Annotated in this window: 17 protein-coding genes; 13 read left to right on the forward strand and 4 right to left on the reverse strand. The window is 71.9% G+C overall.

Annotation, left to right across the window (positions count from 1 at the left end):
* Nucleotides 1-97 precede the first annotated feature (97 nt).
* The 3 genes from OG522_RS19100 (at nucleotide 98) to OG522_RS19110 (ending at nucleotide 3,164) form a co-directional block, all read left to right on the forward strand.
* Nucleotides 98-994: a DUF5819 family protein gene (locus OG522_RS19100; RefSeq protein WP_443074714.1), complete on the forward strand. Its 897-nt coding sequence runs from the start codon at nucleotides 98-100 to the stop codon at nucleotides 992-994.
* Nucleotides 995-1,251: 257 nt separating this feature from the next.
* Complete coding sequence (locus OG522_RS19105; RefSeq protein ID WP_329467646.1) at nucleotides 1,252-2,481, forward strand: HTTM domain-containing protein; 1,230 nt, start codon at nucleotides 1,252-1,254, stop codon at nucleotides 2,479-2,481.
* The gene (locus tag OG522_RS19110) at nucleotides 2,478-3,164 is read left to right on the forward strand and encodes a TrmH family RNA methyltransferase (protein WP_329464187.1); all 687 of its coding nucleotides are present in this window, start codon (nucleotides 2,478-2,480) and stop codon (nucleotides 3,162-3,164) included. The genes OG522_RS19105 and OG522_RS19110 overlap by 4 nt, the downstream gene beginning before the upstream one ends.
* Before the next feature lie 23 nt (nucleotides 3,165-3,187).
* Here OG522_RS19110 and paaN read toward each other — a convergent pair whose 3' ends face one another.
* Nucleotides 3,188-4,852, reverse strand: a complete 1,665-nt coding sequence (gene paaN / locus OG522_RS19115; RefSeq protein ID WP_329464188.1) for a phenylacetic acid degradation protein PaaN — start codon at nucleotides 4,850-4,852, stop codon at nucleotides 3,188-3,190.
* Nucleotides 4,853-5,051: 199 nt separating this feature from the next.
* Here paaN and OG522_RS19120 point away from each other — a divergent pair, with 199 nt between their 5' ends.
* Genes OG522_RS19120 through OG522_RS19130 form a run of 3 tightly spaced genes read left to right on the forward strand, consistent with a single transcriptional unit; the run spans nucleotide 5,052 to nucleotide 8,045 of the window.
* A complete protein-coding gene (locus tag OG522_RS19120) occupies nucleotides 5,052-6,593 on the forward strand; it encodes a 3-hydroxyacyl-CoA dehydrogenase (RefSeq protein WP_329464189.1) in 1,542 nt (513 codons plus the stop codon).
* Complete coding sequence (locus OG522_RS19125; RefSeq protein WP_329464190.1) at nucleotides 6,590-7,183, forward strand: TetR/AcrR family transcriptional regulator; 594 nt, start codon at nucleotides 6,590-6,592, stop codon at nucleotides 7,181-7,183. The genes OG522_RS19120 and OG522_RS19125 overlap by 4 nt, the downstream gene beginning before the upstream one ends.
* A gap of 49 nt (nucleotides 7,184-7,232) precedes the next feature.
* On the forward strand, nucleotides 7,233-8,045 hold the full coding sequence (locus OG522_RS19130; RefSeq protein ID WP_329464191.1) for an alpha/beta hydrolase family protein: 813 nt from the start codon (nucleotides 7,233-7,235) through the stop codon (nucleotides 8,043-8,045).
* Between the two features lie 41 nt (nucleotides 8,046-8,086).
* On the opposite strand, the gene OG522_RS19135 is transcribed toward OG522_RS19130, so the two are convergent.
* Nucleotides 8,087-8,575 (reverse strand): Lrp/AsnC family transcriptional regulator, encoded by a 489-nt coding sequence (locus OG522_RS19135; RefSeq protein ID WP_329464192.1) that lies wholly within the window; start codon nucleotides 8,573-8,575, stop codon nucleotides 8,087-8,089.
* Nucleotides 8,576-8,755: 180 nt separating this feature from the next.
* Between OG522_RS19135 and pdhA the strand changes: the two genes are divergently transcribed.
* The 7 genes from pdhA (at nucleotide 8,756) to OG522_RS19170 (ending at nucleotide 16,729) form a co-directional block, all read left to right on the forward strand.
* Nucleotides 8,756-9,880, forward strand: coding sequence for a pyruvate dehydrogenase (acetyl-transferring) E1 component subunit alpha (gene pdhA / locus OG522_RS19140; protein ID WP_329464193.1), 1,125 nt, complete (start codon nucleotides 8,756-8,758; stop codon nucleotides 9,878-9,880).
* Nucleotides 9,880-10,887, forward strand: a complete 1,008-nt coding sequence (locus tag OG522_RS19145; protein WP_329464194.1) for an alpha-ketoacid dehydrogenase subunit beta — start codon at nucleotides 9,880-9,882, stop codon at nucleotides 10,885-10,887. The genes pdhA and OG522_RS19145 overlap by 1 nt, the downstream gene beginning before the upstream one ends.
* Complete coding sequence (locus tag OG522_RS19150; RefSeq protein WP_329464195.1) at nucleotides 10,887-12,170, forward strand: dihydrolipoamide acetyltransferase family protein; 1,284 nt, start codon at nucleotides 10,887-10,889, stop codon at nucleotides 12,168-12,170. Before OG522_RS19145 ends, OG522_RS19150 begins: the two co-directional genes overlap by 1 nt.
* Before the next feature lie 164 nt (nucleotides 12,171-12,334).
* Nucleotides 12,335-13,198, forward strand: a complete 864-nt coding sequence (locus OG522_RS19155) for an NTP transferase domain-containing protein (protein WP_329464196.1) — start codon at nucleotides 12,335-12,337, stop codon at nucleotides 13,196-13,198.
* A complete protein-coding gene (locus tag OG522_RS19160) occupies nucleotides 13,195-14,556 on the forward strand; it encodes a molybdopterin molybdotransferase MoeA (RefSeq protein WP_329464197.1) in 1,362 nt (453 codons plus the stop codon). Before OG522_RS19155 ends, OG522_RS19160 begins: the two co-directional genes overlap by 4 nt.
* 126 nt (nucleotides 14,557-14,682) lie before the next feature.
* Nucleotides 14,683-15,738 (forward strand): potassium channel family protein, encoded by a 1,056-nt coding sequence (locus OG522_RS19165; protein WP_329464198.1) that lies wholly within the window; start codon nucleotides 14,683-14,685, stop codon nucleotides 15,736-15,738.
* A gap of 10 nt (nucleotides 15,739-15,748) precedes the next feature.
* The gene (locus tag OG522_RS19170; protein WP_329464199.1) at nucleotides 15,749-16,729 is read left to right on the forward strand and encodes an NAD(P)H-quinone oxidoreductase; all 981 of its coding nucleotides are present in this window, start codon (nucleotides 15,749-15,751) and stop codon (nucleotides 16,727-16,729) included.
* Nucleotides 16,730-16,837: 108 nt separating this feature from the next.
* Here the strand turns inward: OG522_RS19170 and OG522_RS19175 are convergent, their stop codons facing one another.
* Together OG522_RS19175 and OG522_RS19180 are read right to left on the reverse strand one after the other, a co-directional pair.
* Nucleotides 16,838-17,377 carry a bacterial proteasome activator family protein gene (locus OG522_RS19175; RefSeq protein ID WP_329464200.1) on the reverse strand — a complete coding sequence of 180 codons (540 nt, stop codon included), beginning with the start codon at nucleotides 17,375-17,377 and terminating at the stop codon, nucleotides 16,838-16,840.
* Between the two features lie 138 nt (nucleotides 17,378-17,515).
* Nucleotides 17,516-18,121, reverse strand: a complete 606-nt coding sequence (locus OG522_RS19180; protein ID WP_329464201.1) for a hypothetical protein — start codon at nucleotides 18,119-18,121, stop codon at nucleotides 17,516-17,518.
* Between the last annotated feature and the right edge of the window lie 195 nt (nucleotides 18,122-18,316).

The raw sequence follows: 18,316 nt of genomic DNA on the forward strand, positions 1-18,316 counted from the left end.
TCTGTTGTGCGGCTGTCGCCAACCGACCGATCGTTCGGTCCAATGACTTCAATGGTCGGTCGACGGCCCGTAGGGTGTCAACCCTGTGGATAACTCAGTGGGTGCCGATCGGGGCGGGATGGATTCGTACAAGGACGAGACCGGAGCCGGGGGCCAGGCCGACGGAGCGGGGTTTGGGCAGGTCAAGGCCGGTGTGGCCGGAGCCGACGCCCCTGACGGCACCGGCCACGGCGACCGCGCCGACGAAGGCCACGGCGACCCGGCGGGCGGAGGCCACGGCGCCCCCGACGACGGGGGTGCGGCCGTGGGAATCGACCCCGCGGACGATTCGCCGCGCGGGATAGCCGGACTGCCCCGGCGGTTCCAGGTCGTCGCCGCCGTCGCGCTGGCATGCGTCGGCGTGATCGCCTGCGTCCAGATCGGCATGGTGTTCCTCCACGTCGCTCCGTCCAACACGGTCAGCAAGCAGTACGGCAAAGCCGTCGACGACTGGGTGTACCCGGAGTTCGAGCAGAACTGGAAGCTCTTCGCGCCCAATCCGCTCCAGCAGAACATCGCGGTGCAGTCGCGTGCCGAGATACGCATGCCCGACGGCCGGACCAGGACCACCGACTGGATCGACCTCTCGGCCCAGGACAGCGCCGCGATTCACCACAACCCGCTGCCCAGCCACACCGAGCAGAACGAACTGCGCCGCGGCTGGGACTTCTTCGTCGGTTCGCACACCGACGACAACAAGCCGAACGGCCTGCGCGGTGAGCTCTCCGAGCAGTACCTGCGCCGCATCGTGATGCTTCGCCTCGGCGCGCAGCGCGACGGCGGCACCATCGAGCGGATCCAGGTCAGGTCCATGACCACGGCCGTCAAGGGCCCCCCGTGGAGCGACGAGAAGACCGACACCCGGCCCGCCTACCGGGTCGTGCCGTGGTGGACGGTGACCCCGGCCGACCTGCCCGGTGGTGTCGGTGACGCACGTACGGAGGCCAAGCGGTGAGCACGCACGACCACGGCGGCCCGACCGCCCCGCCCTCGGACAGCCCGGCCACCGCGCCGTCGGCCGCCCCGCTCTCCTCCAGCCCCGCCACCGCGCCCGCGTCTGGCCCGACCGCCCCGGCGTCGGCCGCCCCGCCCGCCGAGCCCGCGGCTGGCGTCGCCCCGGTGTCCGTGGCTGACGCGCGGTCTTCGGCGGGTCTCGGATCCGCGGCCGCCGCAGAGCCCCCCGCCACCGAGCCCCCCGCCCCCGGGAAGGCCGTGCCAAGCGGCCCCGCCGCGGGTACCGCCACCCCTGTCGAGACCGTTGCCGCGCGTGCCGTGCGCATCGCCTCGGCCACGGCTCTCGGCCCGTACCAGAGCGCGGTCGTGCGGATCGGGTTCTCCGCGACCTGGCTGTTCTTCCTGCTGCGCGAGCTGCCCAACCGCCGTGAGCTGTACGGCCCCGACGGCCCCTGGGGCTGGGATCTGGGCAGCAGGCTCGTCGCGGGCAACCACGCCTTTACCTCGCTGCTGTGGACCGACAGCACCATCTGGTTCGAGATCGTGTACGCGCTGGCGCTCGTGTCCAGCGCGCTCCTGATGCTCGGCTGGCGCACCCGCACCACATCCGTCGTCTTCATGATCGGTGTGCTCTCTCTGCAGAATCGCTCCGTCTTCGTCGGGGACGGCGGTGACAACGTCATCCACCTGATGGCGATCTATCTGGTCTTCACGCGGTGTGCCCAGGTCTGGTCGCTCGACGCGCGGCGCGCCGCGCGCGGGGCGGCCAGGGACCGGATCGGTCCGGCCCGGGACCGGATCGGTCCGGTGCTGTGGGCGGTATGCGGTCTCGCGCTGCTCGCCGGGACCTGGCGTACGTCGGCTGCGGGGGTGTCCGGCGGCGGTGAGTGGTGGCTGTGGGTCGTCTTCTGGGGCATGTGGGCCGTGCAGGGGCTGTGGTGGGCGACCGGGAGGTTCGCCGCCGCCGAGTCGCGCGCGCTGCTCGACGTCCTCGGCAACCTCGTTCACAACGCGGCCATGGTCGTGATCATGGCGGAGGTCTGCCTGATCTACGCCACCGCCGGCTGGTACAAGATCCAGGGCAGTCGCTGGCAGGACGGCACCGCGCTGTTCTACCCGCTGAAGCTGGACTACTTCTCGCCGTGGCCCGAACTCTCCTCCCTGCTGGGCGCGAGCGGGGTGATCGTGATGCTGCTCACTTATGGAACGGTCATGGTCCAGGTGGCGTTCCCGTTCACGCTCTTCAATCGGCGGGTCAAGAACGTGCTGCTCGTGGCGATGATGCTGGAGCACGCCGGGATCGCGGTCCTGCTCGGCCTGCCGTTCTTCTCGCTCGCGATGATCGCCGCGGACGCGGTGTTTCTGCCGACGTCCTTTCTGTGCCGGGTGGGTGCCGTCGCGGGCCGGGCCTGGCGGGGCGTGCGGCTGCCCGAGCAGCGCCGGGAACGGGACGGGGCGGCCGAGCGGCCCCGTACGCTCGTGGGGTGAGCAGCACCGAACAGTCGGCCCCGGCCGAGAGCGCCCCGGCAGACGATCCCATCCAGTACGACGAGGGCTTCGGCCCGGCCGAGGTCGGGGTGGGCCCGCATCCGCTGCCCTGGCCCGAGGGCGGGCGCTACGACCCGGAGCTGCTCGCGCACGGCGACCGGCGCAATGTCGTCGACGCCTACCGGTACTGGACGCGTGAGGCGATCGTCGCCGACCTCGACACCCGACGGCACGACTTCCATGTGGCCGTCGAGAACTGGGGCCACGACTTCAACATCGGTTCCGTGGTGCGTACCGCCAACGCGTTCCTCGCGAAGGAGATCCACATCGTCGGGCGGCGGCGTTGGAACCGGCGTGGGGCGATGGTCACGGACCGCTACCAGCACGTGCGCCACCACCCCGACACCGAGTCGCTGACCGCGTGGGCGGCGGCCGAGGGTGTGCCGATCATCGGCATCGACAACCTGCCCGGCGCGGTGCCGCTGGAGCGGACCGAGCTGCCGCGCCGGTGTGTGCTGCTGTTCGGGCAGGAGGGTCCCGGGCTTACCGAGGAGGCCCGCGAACACGCCCAACTGGTGTGCTCCATCGCGCAGTTCGGCTCCACGCGGTCGATTAACGCGGGTGCCGCGGCCGCCGTCGCGATGCACGCCTGGGTGCAGAGGCACGCCGTCGTCCCCGACTGACGCGCCCCCGCTCCCCCCAAGCGTCAGGCCTGCCTGCGGACCTCCACCACGCGGAACCTGTTGGCCACGAACGCGCTGTCGCACAGGGCCGCGTTGGCCGCCGGGTTGCCGCCCGAGCCGTGGAAGTCGGAGAAGGCGGCCGTCTGGTTGACGTACACCCCGCCCGTCAGGTTCAGCGACAGCTGGGCCGACTCGTCCAGGCAGACGTCCTCCACGGCACGCTCCACCTCCGGGGAGGTGGTGTACGCGCCCACCGTCATGGCGCCCTTGTCGCGGATGGTGCGGCGCAGCAGCTCGACCGCGTCCGCGGTGGAGTCGACGGCGACCGTGAAGGAGACCGGGCCGAAGCACTCCGACAGGTAGACCGCCTCGGCGTCCGGCTTCGCGCCGTCCAGCTTGACGATCACCGGGGTGCGGACCACCGCGTCCGGGAACTCGGGGTTGGTCACTTCCCTTGAGGGCAGGGCCACTTCGCCGAGGCCGGCCGCCGCTTCCAGACGTGTCTTCACGTCCGGGTTGACCAGGGCGCCCAGGAGCGCGTTGGCGCGGGCGTCGTCGCCGAGGAGGCCGCCGACCGCGCCCGCGAGGTCGCCGACCACCTCGTCGTACGACTTCTTGCCCGCGTCGGTGGTGATGCCGTCGCGGGGGATCAGCAGGTTCTGCGGGGTGGTGCACATCTGGCCGCTGTACAGGGACAGCGAGAAGGACAGGTTGGCGAGCATGCCCTTGTAGTTGTCGGTGGAGTCGATGACCACCGTGTTGACGCCGGCCTTCTCCGTGTAGACCTGCGCCTGGCGGGCGTTGGCCTCAAGCCAGTCGCCGAACGCGGAGGAGCCCGTGTAGTCGATGATCTTGATTTCGGGGCGCACGGCGAGGGCCTTGGCGATGCCTTCGCCGGGCCGGTCGGCGGCCAGCGCGACCAGGTTGGGGTCGAAGCCCGCCTCGGCCAGGACCTCGCGCGCCACCTTCACGGTCATCGCGAGCGGCAGGACCGCGCGCGGGTGCGGCTTGACCAGGACCGGGTTCCCGGTGGCCAGCGAGGCGAACAGGCCCGGGTAGCCGTTCCACGTCGGGAAGGTGTTGCAGCCGATCAGCAGGGCGATGCCGCGGCCGGCCGGAGTGAACGTCTTGGCGAGCTCCAAAGGCTCGCGCTTGCCCTGCGGCTTGGACCAGGCGGCGCTGCCCTCAGGGGTGCGCGTCTGCTCCTGGTAGGCGTAGGCGACGGCTTCCAGGCCGCGGTCCTGGGCGTGCGGCCCGCCCGCCTGGAACGCCATCATGAACGCCTGGCCGCTGGTGTGCATGACCGCGTGCGCGAACTCGTGGGTCCGCGCGCCGATCCGGGCCAGGATCTCGATGCAGACCAGGGCCCGCGTCTCGGGACCCGCGGCCCGCCAGGCGCCCATGCCGGCCCGCATCGCGGGCAGCAGCACGTCGAAGTCGGGGTGCGGGTACTGGACGCCCAACTCGATGCCGTACGGAGAGACTTCGGCGCCCGTCCAGTCGTCGGTGCCCGGCTGGTCGAGGTCGAAGCGCCGGTTCAGGAGCGCGTCGAAGGCCGCTTTGCCGTCCTCGGCGCCCGTCTCCCCGTAGGCCTTGGGGTGCTCCGGGTGCGGCGACCAGTACGCACGCGTGCGGATCGCTTCGAGGGCCCCGTCCAGAGTGGGCCTGTGCTTCTCGGTCAGCTGCATGCGAGCAACTCCTCGTCGAGTCATCGAGCTGGGCAGGGAGAGCCGGACACCGTTAGAGTAACCGAACGATCGGTCGGGACAAGAGGGCCAGGGAAAACCTGTGGACAACTACCGGCCACAGTCGCCGCGGGTCCGGTGGGCAGCCCTTGGGAGGGGGCCCGCCGGGCCCGTCGGCCAGTCGTAGGGGAGGATCGCGTCCATGACCGAAACCGCCACCTCAGCCATCGCGCCGAGCCGTACCGTCGCCGTCGTCGGCACCGGGACCATGGGCCAGGGCATCGCCCAGGTGGCCCTGATCGCCGGGCACCGCGTACGGCTCCACGACGCCGCGCCGGGCCGCGCGCGCGAGGCCGCCGACGCCATCGCCGGGCGCCTTGGGCGGCTGGTCGACAAGGGCCGCCTGGCCGTCGCGGACCGCGAGGCGGCGCTGGCCCGGCTGCACCCCGCCGAGGATCTCGCCGAGCTCGCCGACGCGGCGCTCGTCATCGAGGCGGTCCTGGAACAACTCCCCGTCAAGCAGGAGCTGTTCACCGCCCTGGAGGGCGTGGTCGGCGAGGACTGCCTGCTCGCCACCAACACCTCCTCGCTCTCCGTCACCGCGATCGCGGGCGCGCTCAGGCACCCCGGCCGCTTCGTCGGCCTGCACTTCTTCAACCCGGCGCCGCTGCTTCCGCTGGTCGAGGTCGTCAGTGGCTTCGCCACCGAGGAGGCGGCCGCGACCAGGGCGTACGAGACGGCGAAGGCCTGGGGCAAGACGCCGGTGCGCTGTACGGACACTCCGGGATTCATCGTCAACCGCATCGCCCGCCCCTTCTACGCCGAGGCCTTCGCGGTGTACGAGGAGCGCGGGGCGGACGCGGCCACCATCGACGCGGTGCTGCGCGAATGCGGCGGCTTCCGGATGGGCCCGTTCGAGCTGACCGACCTGATCGGGCAGGACGTCAACGAAGCGGTGACGCGCTCGGTGTGGGAATCCTTCTTCCACAGCCCCAAGTTCACGCCGTCGCTCGCCCAGCGCCGCCTGGTCGAGTCCGGGCTGCACGGGCGCAAGAGCGGACGCGGCTGGTACGCCTACGAAGCGTCCGGCGCGTTGGCGCAGGGTGACGGGCGCGGTGAGCCGCACACCGCGCCGCCCGCCGAGGCGCCGGCGGCCGTCACCGTCGTCGGAGACCTGGGCCCGGCCCGCGAACTGGTCGCGATGATGACCGAGGCCGGCATCGACGTGAAGACCGTCAACGACGGCGGTCCCTACATCGAGCTTCCGGGGGATGGACAGCTCGTCCCGGCCGACGGCAAGACGTCCGTCGAGTTCGCGGACGTCGTCTACTTCGATCTCGCCCTCGACTACCGGGGCGCCACCCGCATCGCGCTGTCGGCGAGCGAGGACACCTCCGAGCGCGCCCTGGCCGAGGCCGTCGGGCTGTTCCAGAAGCTCGGCAAGGAGGTCAGCGTCATCGGTGACGTGCCGGGAATGATCGTCGCCCGCACCGTCGCGATGCTGGCCGACTTCGCCGCCGACGCCGTCGCCAAGGGCGTCGCCTCTGCCGAGGACATCGACACCGCGATGCGGCTCGGCGTCAACTACCCGCTGGGGCCCGTCGAATGGAACCGGCGGCTCGGCCCGGACTGGGCGTACGACCTGCTCTCCGCACTGCATGAGCGCTGCCCCACCGGCCGCTACGCGCCCTCGCTCGCGCTGTACCGGCAGGCGTACGCCACCGAAGGGGAGACGGGCTCATGACGACCGCCAAGCGGGACACCTACACGCCCGAGACGCTGCTCACGGTCGCCGTCAGGGTCTTCAACGAGCGCGGCTACGACGGCACGTCGATGGAGCACCTGTCCAAGGCGGCCGGGATCTCCAAGTCGTCGATCTACCACCACGTCGCCGGCAAGGAGGAACTGCTGCGGCGGGCCGTGAGCCGCGCCACCGACGGTCTCTTCGGCGTTCTGGACGAGCCGGGCGCGCTCCGCGGGCGACCGATCGAGCGGGTCGAGTACGTCACTCGCCGTACGGTCGAAGTCCTCATGGCGGAACTTCCCTACGTCACGCTGCTGCTGCGCGTCCGCGGCAACACCAAGACGGAGCGCTGGGCGATGGAGCGGCGCAGGGAGTTCGACCAGCGGGTCGCGGATCTGCTCAAGGCTGCCGTCGCCGACGGGGATCTCCGGTCCGACCTGGACATTCGGCTGGCGACCCGGCTGCTGTTCGGCATGGTCAACTCGCTGGTGGAGTGGTACCGGCCGCAACGTGAGGGGGAGGCGGACGGCGACCAGGTGGCCGACACGGTGGTCCGGATGGCGTTCGAGGGGTTGCGTACCGGCCAGTGAGCACCGGCGCCGTTGACTGGGGCACCGAAGCGGATCAACATCCACGGTCATGGCTGCTTCGCGAACTCCTGCGCCCGTTGTGTCCGTCTGCGCCGCGGTACTGCTTGCGGGTCTGACGCTGGCCGGGTGCAGTGGTGCGGGCGGAAAAAACGATGCGGCGGCAAAGTCGCCGGATGCCTCGGCGGCCGTCAAGAAGGCCGAAGCGGGGGCCCCCGCTCCGGCGCCGCCCGCCAAGGGGGACGACTTCGGTTGTCTGACGCCCGAGCAGGCCAGGGCGGGCTCGATCGTCTTCACGAGTGCGGCAGGCGCGCCCACTGGCGGCTTTCTGACCGGTAGTGGCAATACCGGGATCGTTCTCGCCCATCAGGCGGATGGAAATGTCTGTCAGTGGAAGGACAAGGCCGTTGAGCTCGGCAAGGCGGGCTTCCGGGTGCTCGCGGTCAACAGCACGACCGGCGACGAGACCGCCGAGATCGAGGGCGCGGCCACCGCGCTGCGCACCGAGGGCGCCTGGAAGCTGCTCCTCATGGGCGCGTCCAAGGGCGGCACCGCCGCCCTCCAGGCGGCCGCCGGCATGCCCCTGAAACCGGACGCCGTGGTCGCGCTGTCAGCCGCCGAGAAGTACGGCTCGATGGACGCGCTCGCCGCCGCGAAGACGCTCAAGGTGCCGGTGCTCTACATGGCCGGTGACCAGGACGGCACGTTCACCGCGGCCGCAAGGGAGCTGAGCGCGGCCAGTGCCGGGGCCCCCGAGGACCGGCTCGTGTCCGCCAGGGGAACGGCCGCGCACGGAGTGGCCCTGCTCGGCGCCTCCGACAACTGGGACACCGTGCTCGCCTTCCTCAAGAAGTACTGCACCTGACTTCCTCGGGAAGTACTGCACTCGACCTGACGGCCCGGCCCTCACACCGGGTCCAGATCGGTCTCCTCGAACACCAGCAGGGTGCGCGTCGACAGGACCTCGGGGATGGACTGGATCCGGGTCAGGACGAGCTCGCGCAGTGCCCTGTTGTCCGGGGTGTGCACCAGGAGCAGAACGTCGAAGTCGCCGCTCACCAGGGCGATGTGGGCCGCCCCGGGCAACTCCTGGAGCTGCTCGCGCACGGTGCGCCACGAGTTCTGCACGATCTTGAGCGTGATGTACGCGGCCGCTCCCTGGCCCGCCCGCTCGTGGTCCACGCGGGCGGTGAAACCGCGGATGACGTTGTCCTCGACGAGCCGGTTGATGCGCGCGTACGCGTTGGCGCGCGAGACGTGCACCCGCTCGGCCACGGCGCGGATCGACGCCCTGCCGTCCGTCTGGAGGATGCGCAGGATCGCGTGGTCGATCTCGTCCAGCGGGCGCGGTGGTGCGGGCCGGGTGCCACCGTTGGCCATTTGTTCAGCTGCCATGTCCCCCCGCCTTCCTGTTGTGGACGACCTGTTCCCATCCCAGGCTGTGGAGAACCGTTTGTCCACAGGCTGAAGGTGCCTGTAGCCAAAATGCGTCCACGACCGAACAATCGGTAGGTGAGGGGCGTCACATTCACGCCTCGCGTTCGGATGTCCGCTCCTACAAGGAGGTGCATTGGCATGACGGTCCAAGAGCTCCCCGGTGCCGCCGCATACCGGCCGACCCCTCCACCCGCCTGGAGGCCCCGCACCGACCCCGCGCCGCTCCTGCCGGACCCGGAGCCCTTCCGCGTCCTTGGCACGGGCGCCGAGCTCGACGCCGCGCTGATGCTGAAGCTGTACGGGGAGCTGGTGCGCGGCCGCCGCTACAACGCCCAGGCGACCGCTCTCACCAAGCAGGGCCGCCTCGCCGTGTACCCCTCCTCGACCGGGCAGGAGGCCTGCGAGGTCGCCGCCGCGCTCGCCCTGGAGGAGCGCGACTGGCTGTTTCCCAGCTACCGCGACACCCTGGCCGCCGTCGCCCGCGGCCTCGACCCCGTCCAGGCGCTGACGCTCCTGCGCGGCGACTGGCACACCGGCTACGACCCGCGCGAGCACCGCATCGCACCGCTGTGCACGCCGCTGGCAACCCAGCTGCCGCACGCGGTGGGCCTGGCGCACGCGGCCCGCCTCAAGGGCGACGACGTGGTGGCGCTGGCGCTGGTCGGCGACGGCGGCACCAGCGAGGGCGACTTCCACGAAGCGCTGAACTTCGCGGCCGTCTGGCAGGCCCCGGTGGTCTTCCTGGTCCAGAACAACGGCTTCGCGATCTCCGTGCCGCTCGCCAAGCAGACCGCCGCGCCCTCCCTCGCCCACAAGGCCGTGGGGTACGGGATGCCCGGTCGCCTGGTCGACGGCAACGACGCGCCCGCCGTGCACCAGGTGCTCTCCGAGGCGGTCGCCCGAGCCCGGCGAGGTGGCGGACCGACCCTGATCGAGGCCGTCACGTACCGCATGGAGGCGCACACCAACGCCGACGACGCGACCCGCTACCGGGGCTCCGCCGAGGTCGACGCCTGGCGCGAGCACGACCCGATCCGGATCCTGGAGGACGAGCTGACCGCCCGCGGCATCCTCGACGAGCACGGCATACGGACCGCCGCCGAGGCCGCCGAGACCATGGCCGCGGCGCTGCGCGAGCGCATGAACGCCGATCCCGTCCTCGACCCCATGGATCTCTTCGCCGAGGTTTATGCCGAGCAGAGCGGCCAACTGCGCGAGCAGGCAGCCCAGTTGCGTGCCGAGCTGGAAGCCGAGGCCCGCTGATGACCACCGCCACGGCCAAGAAGCCGGCCACCATGGCGCAGGCCTTGCAGCGCGCGATGCGCGACGCCATGGCCGAGGACCCCTCCGTCCATGTCCTGGGAGAAGACGTCGGCGCGCTCGGCGGTGTCTTCCGGGTCACCGACGGGCTCGCCAAGGAGTTCGGCGAGGACCGCTGCACCGACACCCCGCTCGCCGAGGCGGGCATCCTGGGCACGGCCGTCGGCATGGCGATGTACGGGCTGCGGCCGGTGGTCGAGATGCAGTTCGACGCCTTCGCCTATCCGGCGTTCGAGCAGCTCATCAGCCATGTCGCCAAGATGCGCAACCGCACCGGCGGGGCGATGCCGATGCCGATCGTGGTGCGGGTGCCGTACGGCGGCGGGATCGGCGGCGTAGAGCACCACAGCGACTCCAGCGAGGCCTACTACATGGCCACGCCCGGACTGAAGGTCGTCACGCCCGCCACCGTCGAGGACGCGTACGGGCTGCTCAGGGAGGCGATCGCCTCGGACGACCCGGTCGTCTTCCTGGAGCCGAAGCGGCTGTACTGGTCGAAGTCCGACTGGTCGCCCGAGGCTCCGGTGACGGTGGAACCCATCGGCAGGGCGGTCGTGCGGCGCACCGGACACAGCGCCACGCTGATCACCTACGGGCCGTCCGTGCCGGTGTGCATGGAGGCGGCCGAGGCGGCCCGCGAGGAGGGCTGGGACCTCGAAGTCGTGGACCTGCGCTCACTGGTGCCCTTCGACGACGAGACGGTGTGCGCATCGGTGCGCCGCACCGGGCGGGCCGTGGTCGTCCACGAGTCGGCCGGTTTCGGCGGCCCCGGCGGCGAGATCGCGGCGCGCGTCACCGAACGCTGTTTCCACCACCTGGAGGCACCCGTGCTGCGGGTCGCCGGATTCGACATCCCGTACCCGCCGCCGATGCTGGAGAAGCACCATCTGCCGGGCGTGGACCGGGTCCTTGACGCGGTGGCGCGGTTGCAGTGGGAGGCGGAGCACTGATGCCGAAGGTCCTGGAGTTCAAGCTGCCCGACCTCGGCGAGGGGCTCACCGAGGCGGAGATCGTGCGCTGGCTCGTCGCGGTGGGCGATGTGGTCGCCGTCGATCAGCCGGTGGTCGAGGTGGAGACGGCCAAGGCGATGGTCGAGGTGCCCTGCCCCTACGGGGGCGTGGTGACCGCGCGCTTCGGGGAGGAGGGCACGGAACTGCCCGTCGGATCCCCGCTGTTGACGGTCGCGGTCGGTACCGCGGCGGCCGTGGCGGAGGCCGAGGCCGCCGGTGCCGCGGAGGGCTCGGGCAACGTCCTGGTCGGATACGGGACGGCCGCGGCCACCACCCGCCGCAGGTCCCGGATAAGGCCCACGACGCCGACGAGGTCCGCCGCCGCGCCCGCACCCGCGAAGGGGCCCGTGCCGGTCATCTCGCCACTCGTGCGCCGACTGGCCCGTGAACACGGCCTGGATCTGCGGGAGTTGCGGGGCAGCGGGCCCGAGGGGCTGATTCTGCGCGCCGATGTGGAATCGGCCGTGAAGGCACCGGCCGAGGCAGCCGCACCCGCCTCCGTGGCGCCCGCTCCCGCCGCCGCCCCCGCGTCCGGCGGTGAGCGCATCGCGTTGCGCGGCATCCGCGGCGCGGTCGCCGACAAGCTCAGCCGCAGCCGCACCGAAATCCCCGACGCCACCTGCTGGGTGGACGCCGACGCCACGGAGCTGATGGCAGCACGCGCAGCCATGAACGCCGCGGGCGGCCCCAAGGTGTCCGTCCTCGCGCTGCTCGCCCGGATCTGCACCGCGGCCCTCGCCCGCTTCCCCGAGCTCAACTCGACGGTGGATGTGGCCGCCCGCGAGATCGTGCGGCTGCCCGAGGTCCACCTGGGCTTCGCGGCCCAGACCGAGCGCGGCCTGGTCGTCCCGGTCGTCCGCGACGCGCACACCCGCAGTGTCGACTCGCTCGGCGCCGAACTCGCCCGGCTCACCGAGGCGGCCCGCACCGCGTCCCTGACCCCCGCCGACCTGACCGGCGGCACCTTCACCCTCAACAACTACGGGGTGTTCGGCGTCGACGGCTCCACGCCGATCATCAACCACCCCGAGGCGGCGATGCTGGGCGTCGGCCGCATCATCCCCAAGCCGTGGGTGTACGAGGGTGAGCTCGCGGTGCGTCAGGTGGTCCAGCTCTCCCTCACCTTCGACCACCGGGTGTGCGACGGCGGCACCGCGGGCGGCTTCCTGCGCTACGTCGCGGACTGCGTGGAACACCCGGCGGTACTGCTGCGGACCTTGTGACCGACCCCTGCGGCGCTGCCGCGGACCTCACGACGATCGCCCGGCCGCGCTGCCGGCGCCCCGGGTGACGGACGTGGCGGTGCCGGGCGCCCTGTGACGAACGCCCCGGTGGACTCGGGACGTTCGCGGGTGGTGGTGATCGTCCGGCGGCCCATACTCGGGGGATGACCGCGTATGACGCCGTAGTACTCGCCGGGGGCACCGCCACAAGACTCGGCGGCGCCGACAAACCCGGGCTCAGCGTGGGCGGCCGGGCGCTGCTCGACCGGGTACTCACCGCCTGCTCCGGGGCCGCCACCACCGTGGTGGTGGGCGGCCGCCGGGGCACCGCGCGGCCCGTGGAGTGGGCCAGGGAGGATCCGGCCGGCGGCGGACCGCTGGCCGCCCTTGACGCCGGGCTGCGTCACACGACGGCCGAGAGCGTGCTGGTGCTCTCGGCCGATCTGCCCTTCCTGGCCGCACCGGCCGTCGACGCGCTCCTCGACGCGCTGGGGCGTACCGGCCACGACGGCGTGCTCTGCACCGACCCCGACGGCCGCGATCAGCCGCTCGTCGCCGTCTACCGTGCCGAACCACTGCGCCGCGAGTTCGCACTGCTCGTCACCCGGCACGGCTCGCTCGCCGGACTGCCCTTGCGGCTGCTCACCGCCGGACTCGACCTCGCCCGCATCGACGCGGGCCCGCTCGCCTCGTTCGACTGCGACACCTGGGAGGACCTCGCGGCCGCACGGGCCCGGATCAGGGAGCATGGAAGCGTGCTGGACGAATGGATCACCGCAGTCAAGGACGAACTCGGCATCGAGCTGGACGTCGACACGAGCGTGCTGCTCGACCTGGCCAGGGACGCCGCCCACGGCGTCGCCCGGCCCGCCGCCCCCCTCACCACCTTCCTGGTCGGCTACGCGGCCGCGCAGGCGGGCGGCGCGGGCAAGGACGTGGCGGACGCGGCCCGCAGGGCAGCCGCGCTCGCCAACCGGTGGGCGGCCGAGGCCGAGGCGTCCGACGGCCCGAAGAACGAGGCCGGATGACCGCCCCGAGTCCCACCGCGGACGACGGCTCCGACGAGGCCCTCGCCCTGCTGCGCGAAGCCCGCACCCCGGCGGGCGGCGGCGCAGGGACCGCGAAAGCAGGCAGGGACCGCGCTCAGGCCCCGTCGTTCGACGACCCTCCCGCGCCCCGCCGCCGCGCCGCCGCCTGGGCCGACGCGCGGGCGGTGGCCGCACGAGCCGGCCGCACAGCCCCCTCCCGCTCCCACCGGGTGCCGCTGGAACAGGCCGTCGGCGAGATCCTCACCGAACCGCTCACCGCACTCACCGACCTGCCGTCCTTCGACACCTCCGCCATGGACGGCTGGGCCGTAGCGGGGCCCGGCCCCTGGGCGGTGCAGGAGGGCGGGGTCCTCGCCGGACACGCGGCACCAGGCCCCCTCGCCGACGGTGAAGCGGTACGCATCGCCACGGGGGCCCGCATCCCGGCGGGGGCCACCGCGGTGATCCGCAGTGAACACGCCCGCACCGACGAGGCCCGGACGCAGCTCCAGGCCGACCGCGTGGTGCTGCACGGTCAGGACATCCGCCCGCGCGGCCAGGAGTGCCGCTCCGGCGACGTGCTGCTGCCCGCCACCGCGCTGGTCACCCCGGCCGTACTCGGCCTGGCCGCGGCCGCCGGCTACGACGACCTTGCCACCGTTGCGCGGCCCCGCGTCGAGGTCCTCGTCCTCGGTGACGAGCTGCTCACCCAGGGGCTCCCCCACGACGGGCTGATCAGGGACGCGCTCGGCCCGATGCTCGGGGTCTGGTTGCGGGCGCTCGGCGCCGAAGTCGTCGGGACCCGGCGCCTGAAGGACGACGCGGGCGCGCTACTCGCCGCCGTCACCGGCTCCTCGGCCGACCTCGTGATCACGACCGGCGGCACGGCCGCCGGACCCGTCGACCACGTCCACCCCGTGCTGCACAAAGCCGGTGCCGAACTCCTCGTCGACGGGGTCGCCGTACGGCCCGGACACCCCATGCTGCTGGCGCAGATCGGAGTGGGAAAGCACCTGGTCGGGCTGCCCGGCAATCCACTCGCCGCAGTGTCCGGACTGCTCACTCTGGCCGAGCCGCTCCTGCGTGAACTCGCCCACCGGGCAAGCCCGGTGGCGTACACCGCGCCGCTGCGCAACGAGGTGCAGGGACATCCACACGACACCCGGCTCGTCCCCGTGGTGCACCGGGGCGAAGGAGTCCTGCCGCTGCACTACAACGGGCCCGCGATGCTGCGCGGGATCGCGGCGGCCGACGGGCTCGCGGTGGTGCCGCCCGGCGGGGCACGGGCAGGACAGGAGGTCGAGATCATCGACCTGCCATGGTCCCCATCGGGCTCCGGCGAAGGGCGTTTCACGTGAAACACCCGGCCCTGACCCACAACTCCCGTACAGCTGAGGGATGTTTCACGTGAAACACCCGCCGCGGAACGCCAACTCACGTATCCGACCCGGCAGTTTCACGTGAAACTGCCGGGCCAGGACGCGATGGCACGCCAGGCAGCGGAGAAGCTGATCACCCGGCGGGTGCAACTGCCCCGCCGGGTTGTCGACCGACCACTGCGCCAAGTCGCCAAGCGGCTCCTGATGGCGCTCGCCGTGCTGATACTGACGACCTTCATCGTCTGGATCGACCGCGAGGGCTACCACGACAACGCCACCGGCAGGGTCGACTTCCTCGATGCCGTCTACTACGCCACCGTCACGCTGTCCACGACGGGCTACGGCGACATCGTTCCGTACAGCGACAGTGCACGGCTGACCAACATCCTGCTGGTCACACCCCTGCGCGTGCTGTTTCTGATCATCCTCGTCGGAACCACTCTGGAGGTCCTCACCGAGCGGACCCGCGAGGAGTGGCGGCTCAACCGCTGGAAGGCTCAATTGCGAGACCACACCGTCGTCGTCGGCTTCGGGACAAAGGGCCGCTCGGCGATCCAGACCCTGTGCGCGACCGGCCTGAAGAAGGACCACGTCGTGGTCGTCGACCCGAGCGCGAAGGTGATCGAGACCGCCACCGCCGAAGGCTTCGTCGGGGTCATCGGCGACGCCACCCGCAGCGATGTGCTGCTGCGGGCCGAGTTGCAAAAGGCCCGCCAGATCGTCATCGCGACCCAGCGCGACGACACCGCGGTTCTGGTCGCGCTGACGGCGCGCCAGCTCAACCGGGGCGCCAAGATCGTCGCCGCGGTGCGCGAGGAGGAGAACGCGCCGCTGCTGCGCCAGTCCGGCGCGGACGCCGTCATCACCAGCGCCAGCGCGGCCGGCCGACTGCTCGGCCTGTCCGTGCTCAGTCCGAGCGCGGGCACCGTGATGGAGGACCTGATCCAGCAGGGCAGCGGGCTCGACATGGTGGAGCGGCCCGTGAAGAAGAGCGAGGTCGGGCGCGGAGTGCGGGAGACCGAAGACCTCGTGGTGAGCGTGCTGCGCGGTCACCGGCTGCTGCCGTACGACGATGCCAGGGCGAGCCCGCTCCAGCTGACGGACCGGCTGATCACGATCGTACGAGCGGGTGGCACGTCTTCGCGGGAGCAGCCGGAGTAGCGTCGCACGCATGTATGCGATCACGATTCCTGAGCCGGGCGGTCCCGAGGCGCTGGTCTGGGCCGAGGTGCCCGATCCCGTACCGGGCGAGGGCGAGGTCCTCGTCGAGGTGGCGGCCGCCGCGGTCAACCGTGCCGATGTGCTCCAGCGGCAGGGCTTCTACAACCCGCCGCCGGGGGCGTCCCCGTATCCGGGCCTGGAGTGTTCCGGGCGGATCATCGCGCTGGGGACCGGAGTGTCCGGGTGGAGCGTCGGCGACGAGGTGTGCGCGCTGCTGAGCGGCGGCGGATACGCGCAGAAGGTGGCGGTGCCGGCCGGGCAGCTGCTGCCCGTGCCCGATGGAGTGGAACTGACCGACGCGGCGGCCCTGCCCGAGGTCGTCTGCACCGTGTGGTCGAACGTGTTCATGGTGTCCCAGCTGCGCCCCGGAGAGACGCTCCTGGTGCACGGCGGAGCGAGTGGAATCGGCACGATGGCGATCCAGCTCGGCAAGGCGGTCGGCGCCAAGGTCGCGGTGACGGCGGGCGGTCCCGAGAAGCTGGCGCGCTGCGCCGAGCTGGGCGCGGACATCCTCATCGACTACCGCGAGCAGGACTTCGTGGACGAGGTCCGCAAGGCCACGGAGGGCGCCGGCGCCGATGTCATCCTCGACATCATGGGCGCGAAGTACCTGGAGCGGAACGTGCAGGCGCTCGCCGTCAACGGCAGGCTCGCGGTGATCGGTCTCCAGGGCGGAGCCAAGGGCGAACTCAACCTGGGCGCGCTGCTCACCAAGCGGGCCGCCGTCACCGCGACCTCGCTGCGGGGTCGGCCCGCGTCGGAGAAGGCCGCGATCGTGGCGGCCGTGCGCGAGCACGTGTGGCCGCTGATCTCCGGCGGCCGGGTGCGGCCCGTGGTGGACCGGGCCGTGCCGCTCGCGGACGCCGCCGAGGGCCACCGGGTGCTCGAAGCCTCCACGCACGTCGGGAAGGTCCTGCTGACCGCCGGGTGAACGCCACAGGGGGCGCCGTGAAGGCGCCCCCTGTTCATGCTGCGTACGGCCCGACCGGCCCTGCCCCGGCCGCCCCGAATGACGGAGTGTGCGCCCGAAGGGTCGGGTTTACAGGTACGGGCCCGAGCGGGCGCCGGCGTGCAGGCCGCCGTCTTCGTCGTCCTCGTGGGAGGCACCGGGCGGCAGCGCCCGGCGCATCTGCTCCAGCTGGGCGCGGGCCGCCATCTGCTGGGCGAACAGGGCCGTCTGGATCCCGTGGAAGAGACCTTCGAGCCAGCCCACCAACTGGGCCTGAGCAATGCGGAGTTCGGCCTCCGAGGGGATCGCCTCGTCCGTGAACGGCAGGGAAAGGCGCTCCAGTTCCTCGACCAGCTCGGGCGCCAGACCGTCTTCCAGCTCCTTCACCGAGGAGGCGTGGATGTCCTTCAGACGCACCCGGCTCGCCTCGTCCAAAGGAGCGGCGCGGACTTCCTCAAGAAGCTGCTTGATCATGCTGCCGATCCGCATGACCTTCGCCGGCTGTTCGACCATCTCTGTCACCGGGACCTCGCGGGACTCGTCGTCTCCACCGCCGATGGCCATTCCGTCCTGGCCTACGACCAGGATGTGGGGGCTGTCCGGCGACTTTTCGTTCCTCGGCATCTCCATGCCGTCCATTCTCTCGCACACGTGCCTCACATCACGTTGTGCCCCCGGCAAGCAGTGATCCACCTCCTGCTGCTTGACGATTCCGGTTGAATGCGCGGTGTTTCACGTGAAACACCGCGCATTCAACCGGCCCTCGCGTCACGACCGGCGAAGCCGCAGCCCCAAGAACCCGAGACCCAGGCCGGTCAGTGCCAGGCCCGCGCCCAGGGAAAGGACGTGGTAGCGCAGGTCGGACTCGTCGGTGACGGCCTGGGCCGACGGGTGGTGGTGCGCGGACGGAGGGCGCTTCGCGGCGGTGCTGGGGGCGGGCGGCGGAGCGGACTTCCGGGGCTCGGGCGGCTTGGGTACGGGGGTCTGCGTCTGTGGCTGCGTCTGTGGCTGCGTCTGCGTCTGCGGGGCGTCCTCCTGCCGGGCCGGCCTGGCGGCGTCGGGCAGTTGCAGTTCGTCGTCGGCGGCGTAGGGGAGGAAGTCGTGCGGCGGCGAGACTCTGCCCGGCCGGGTGCGGCCCTCGCCCGCCCGGCTGCCCGCGAGGCGCTGCTCGGCGGAGGCGGTCGGCGAGGAAGGCCGCGCGCTGGGCGGGGAAGTGCGCGTGCTGGGCGAGGAGTTGGGGGAGTCGGAGGGAGTGGCCGTGGCGGGCGGGCTGGGTGACGGGGTGCTGACGGCGGACGCGTAAGGCAGCGGTGTCAGGAGCAGCGCCCCCGTCAGTGTCGCGGCCGCGGTGAGCGGCCGGAGCCCTGGAGCCATGGGATGGGCCCCCTCCCGTACGGACGTGCACGATCGCCTGGGCTGACCGAATCAGCGTCACACGGGGCGACTTGTGCGGCATCCCGGGAGCCCGCGGGCGTCCGCCGAACGTGAGGTCCTCGGCCCGAAGTCGTCGCCCGCGCACCGAAGGCCCGGCACCAGGGTGCCGGGCCTTCGGTGAACGAGCGGTGCGCG

The organism is Streptomyces sp. NBC_01431 (assembly GCF_036231355.1).
Lineage (GTDB): Bacteria > Actinomycetota > Actinomycetes > Streptomycetales > Streptomycetaceae > Streptomyces.

Bases quoted from the DNA above. Each gene is read 5' to 3' on its own strand.
- OG522_RS19160 (WP_329464197.1), top strand. From the start codon at position 13,195: ATGACCGCCCCGAGTCCCACCGCGGACGACGGCTCCGACGAGGCCCTC.
- OG522_RS19155 (WP_329464196.1), top strand. From the start codon at position 12,335: ATGACCGCGTATGACGCCGTAGTACTCGCCGGGGGCACCGCCACAAGA.
- OG522_RS19165 (WP_329464198.1), top strand. From the start codon at position 14,683: ATGGCACGCCAGGCAGCGGAGAAGCTGATCACCCGGCGGGTGCAACTG.
- OG522_RS19125 (WP_329464190.1), top strand. From the start codon at position 6,590: ATGACGACCGCCAAGCGGGACACCTACACGCCCGAGACGCTGCTCACG.
- paaN (WP_329464188.1), bottom strand. From the start codon at position 4,852: ATGCAGCTGACCGAGAAGCACAGGCCCACTCTGGACGGGGCCCTCGAA.
- OG522_RS19130 (WP_329464191.1), top strand. From the start codon at position 7,233: ATGGCTGCTTCGCGAACTCCTGCGCCCGTTGTGTCCGTCTGCGCCGCG.
- OG522_RS19150 (WP_329464195.1), top strand. From the start codon at position 10,887: ATGCCGAAGGTCCTGGAGTTCAAGCTGCCCGACCTCGGCGAGGGGCTC.
- OG522_RS19180 (WP_329464201.1), bottom strand. From the start codon at position 18,121: ATGGCTCCAGGGCTCCGGCCGCTCACCGCGGCCGCGACACTGACGGGG.
- OG522_RS19135 (WP_329464192.1), bottom strand. From the start codon at position 8,575: ATGGCAGCTGAACAAATGGCCAACGGTGGCACCCGGCCCGCACCACCG.
- OG522_RS19145 (WP_329464194.1), top strand. From the start codon at position 9,880: ATGACCACCGCCACGGCCAAGAAGCCGGCCACCATGGCGCAGGCCTTG.
- OG522_RS19120 (WP_329464189.1), top strand. From the start codon at position 5,052: ATGACCGAAACCGCCACCTCAGCCATCGCGCCGAGCCGTACCGTCGCC.
- OG522_RS19175 (WP_329464200.1), bottom strand. From the start codon at position 17,377: ATGGAGATGCCGAGGAACGAAAAGTCGCCGGACAGCCCCCACATCCTG.
- OG522_RS19170 (WP_329464199.1), top strand. From the start codon at position 15,749: ATGTATGCGATCACGATTCCTGAGCCGGGCGGTCCCGAGGCGCTGGTC.
- pdhA (WP_329464193.1), top strand. From the start codon at position 8,756: ATGACGGTCCAAGAGCTCCCCGGTGCCGCCGCATACCGGCCGACCCCT.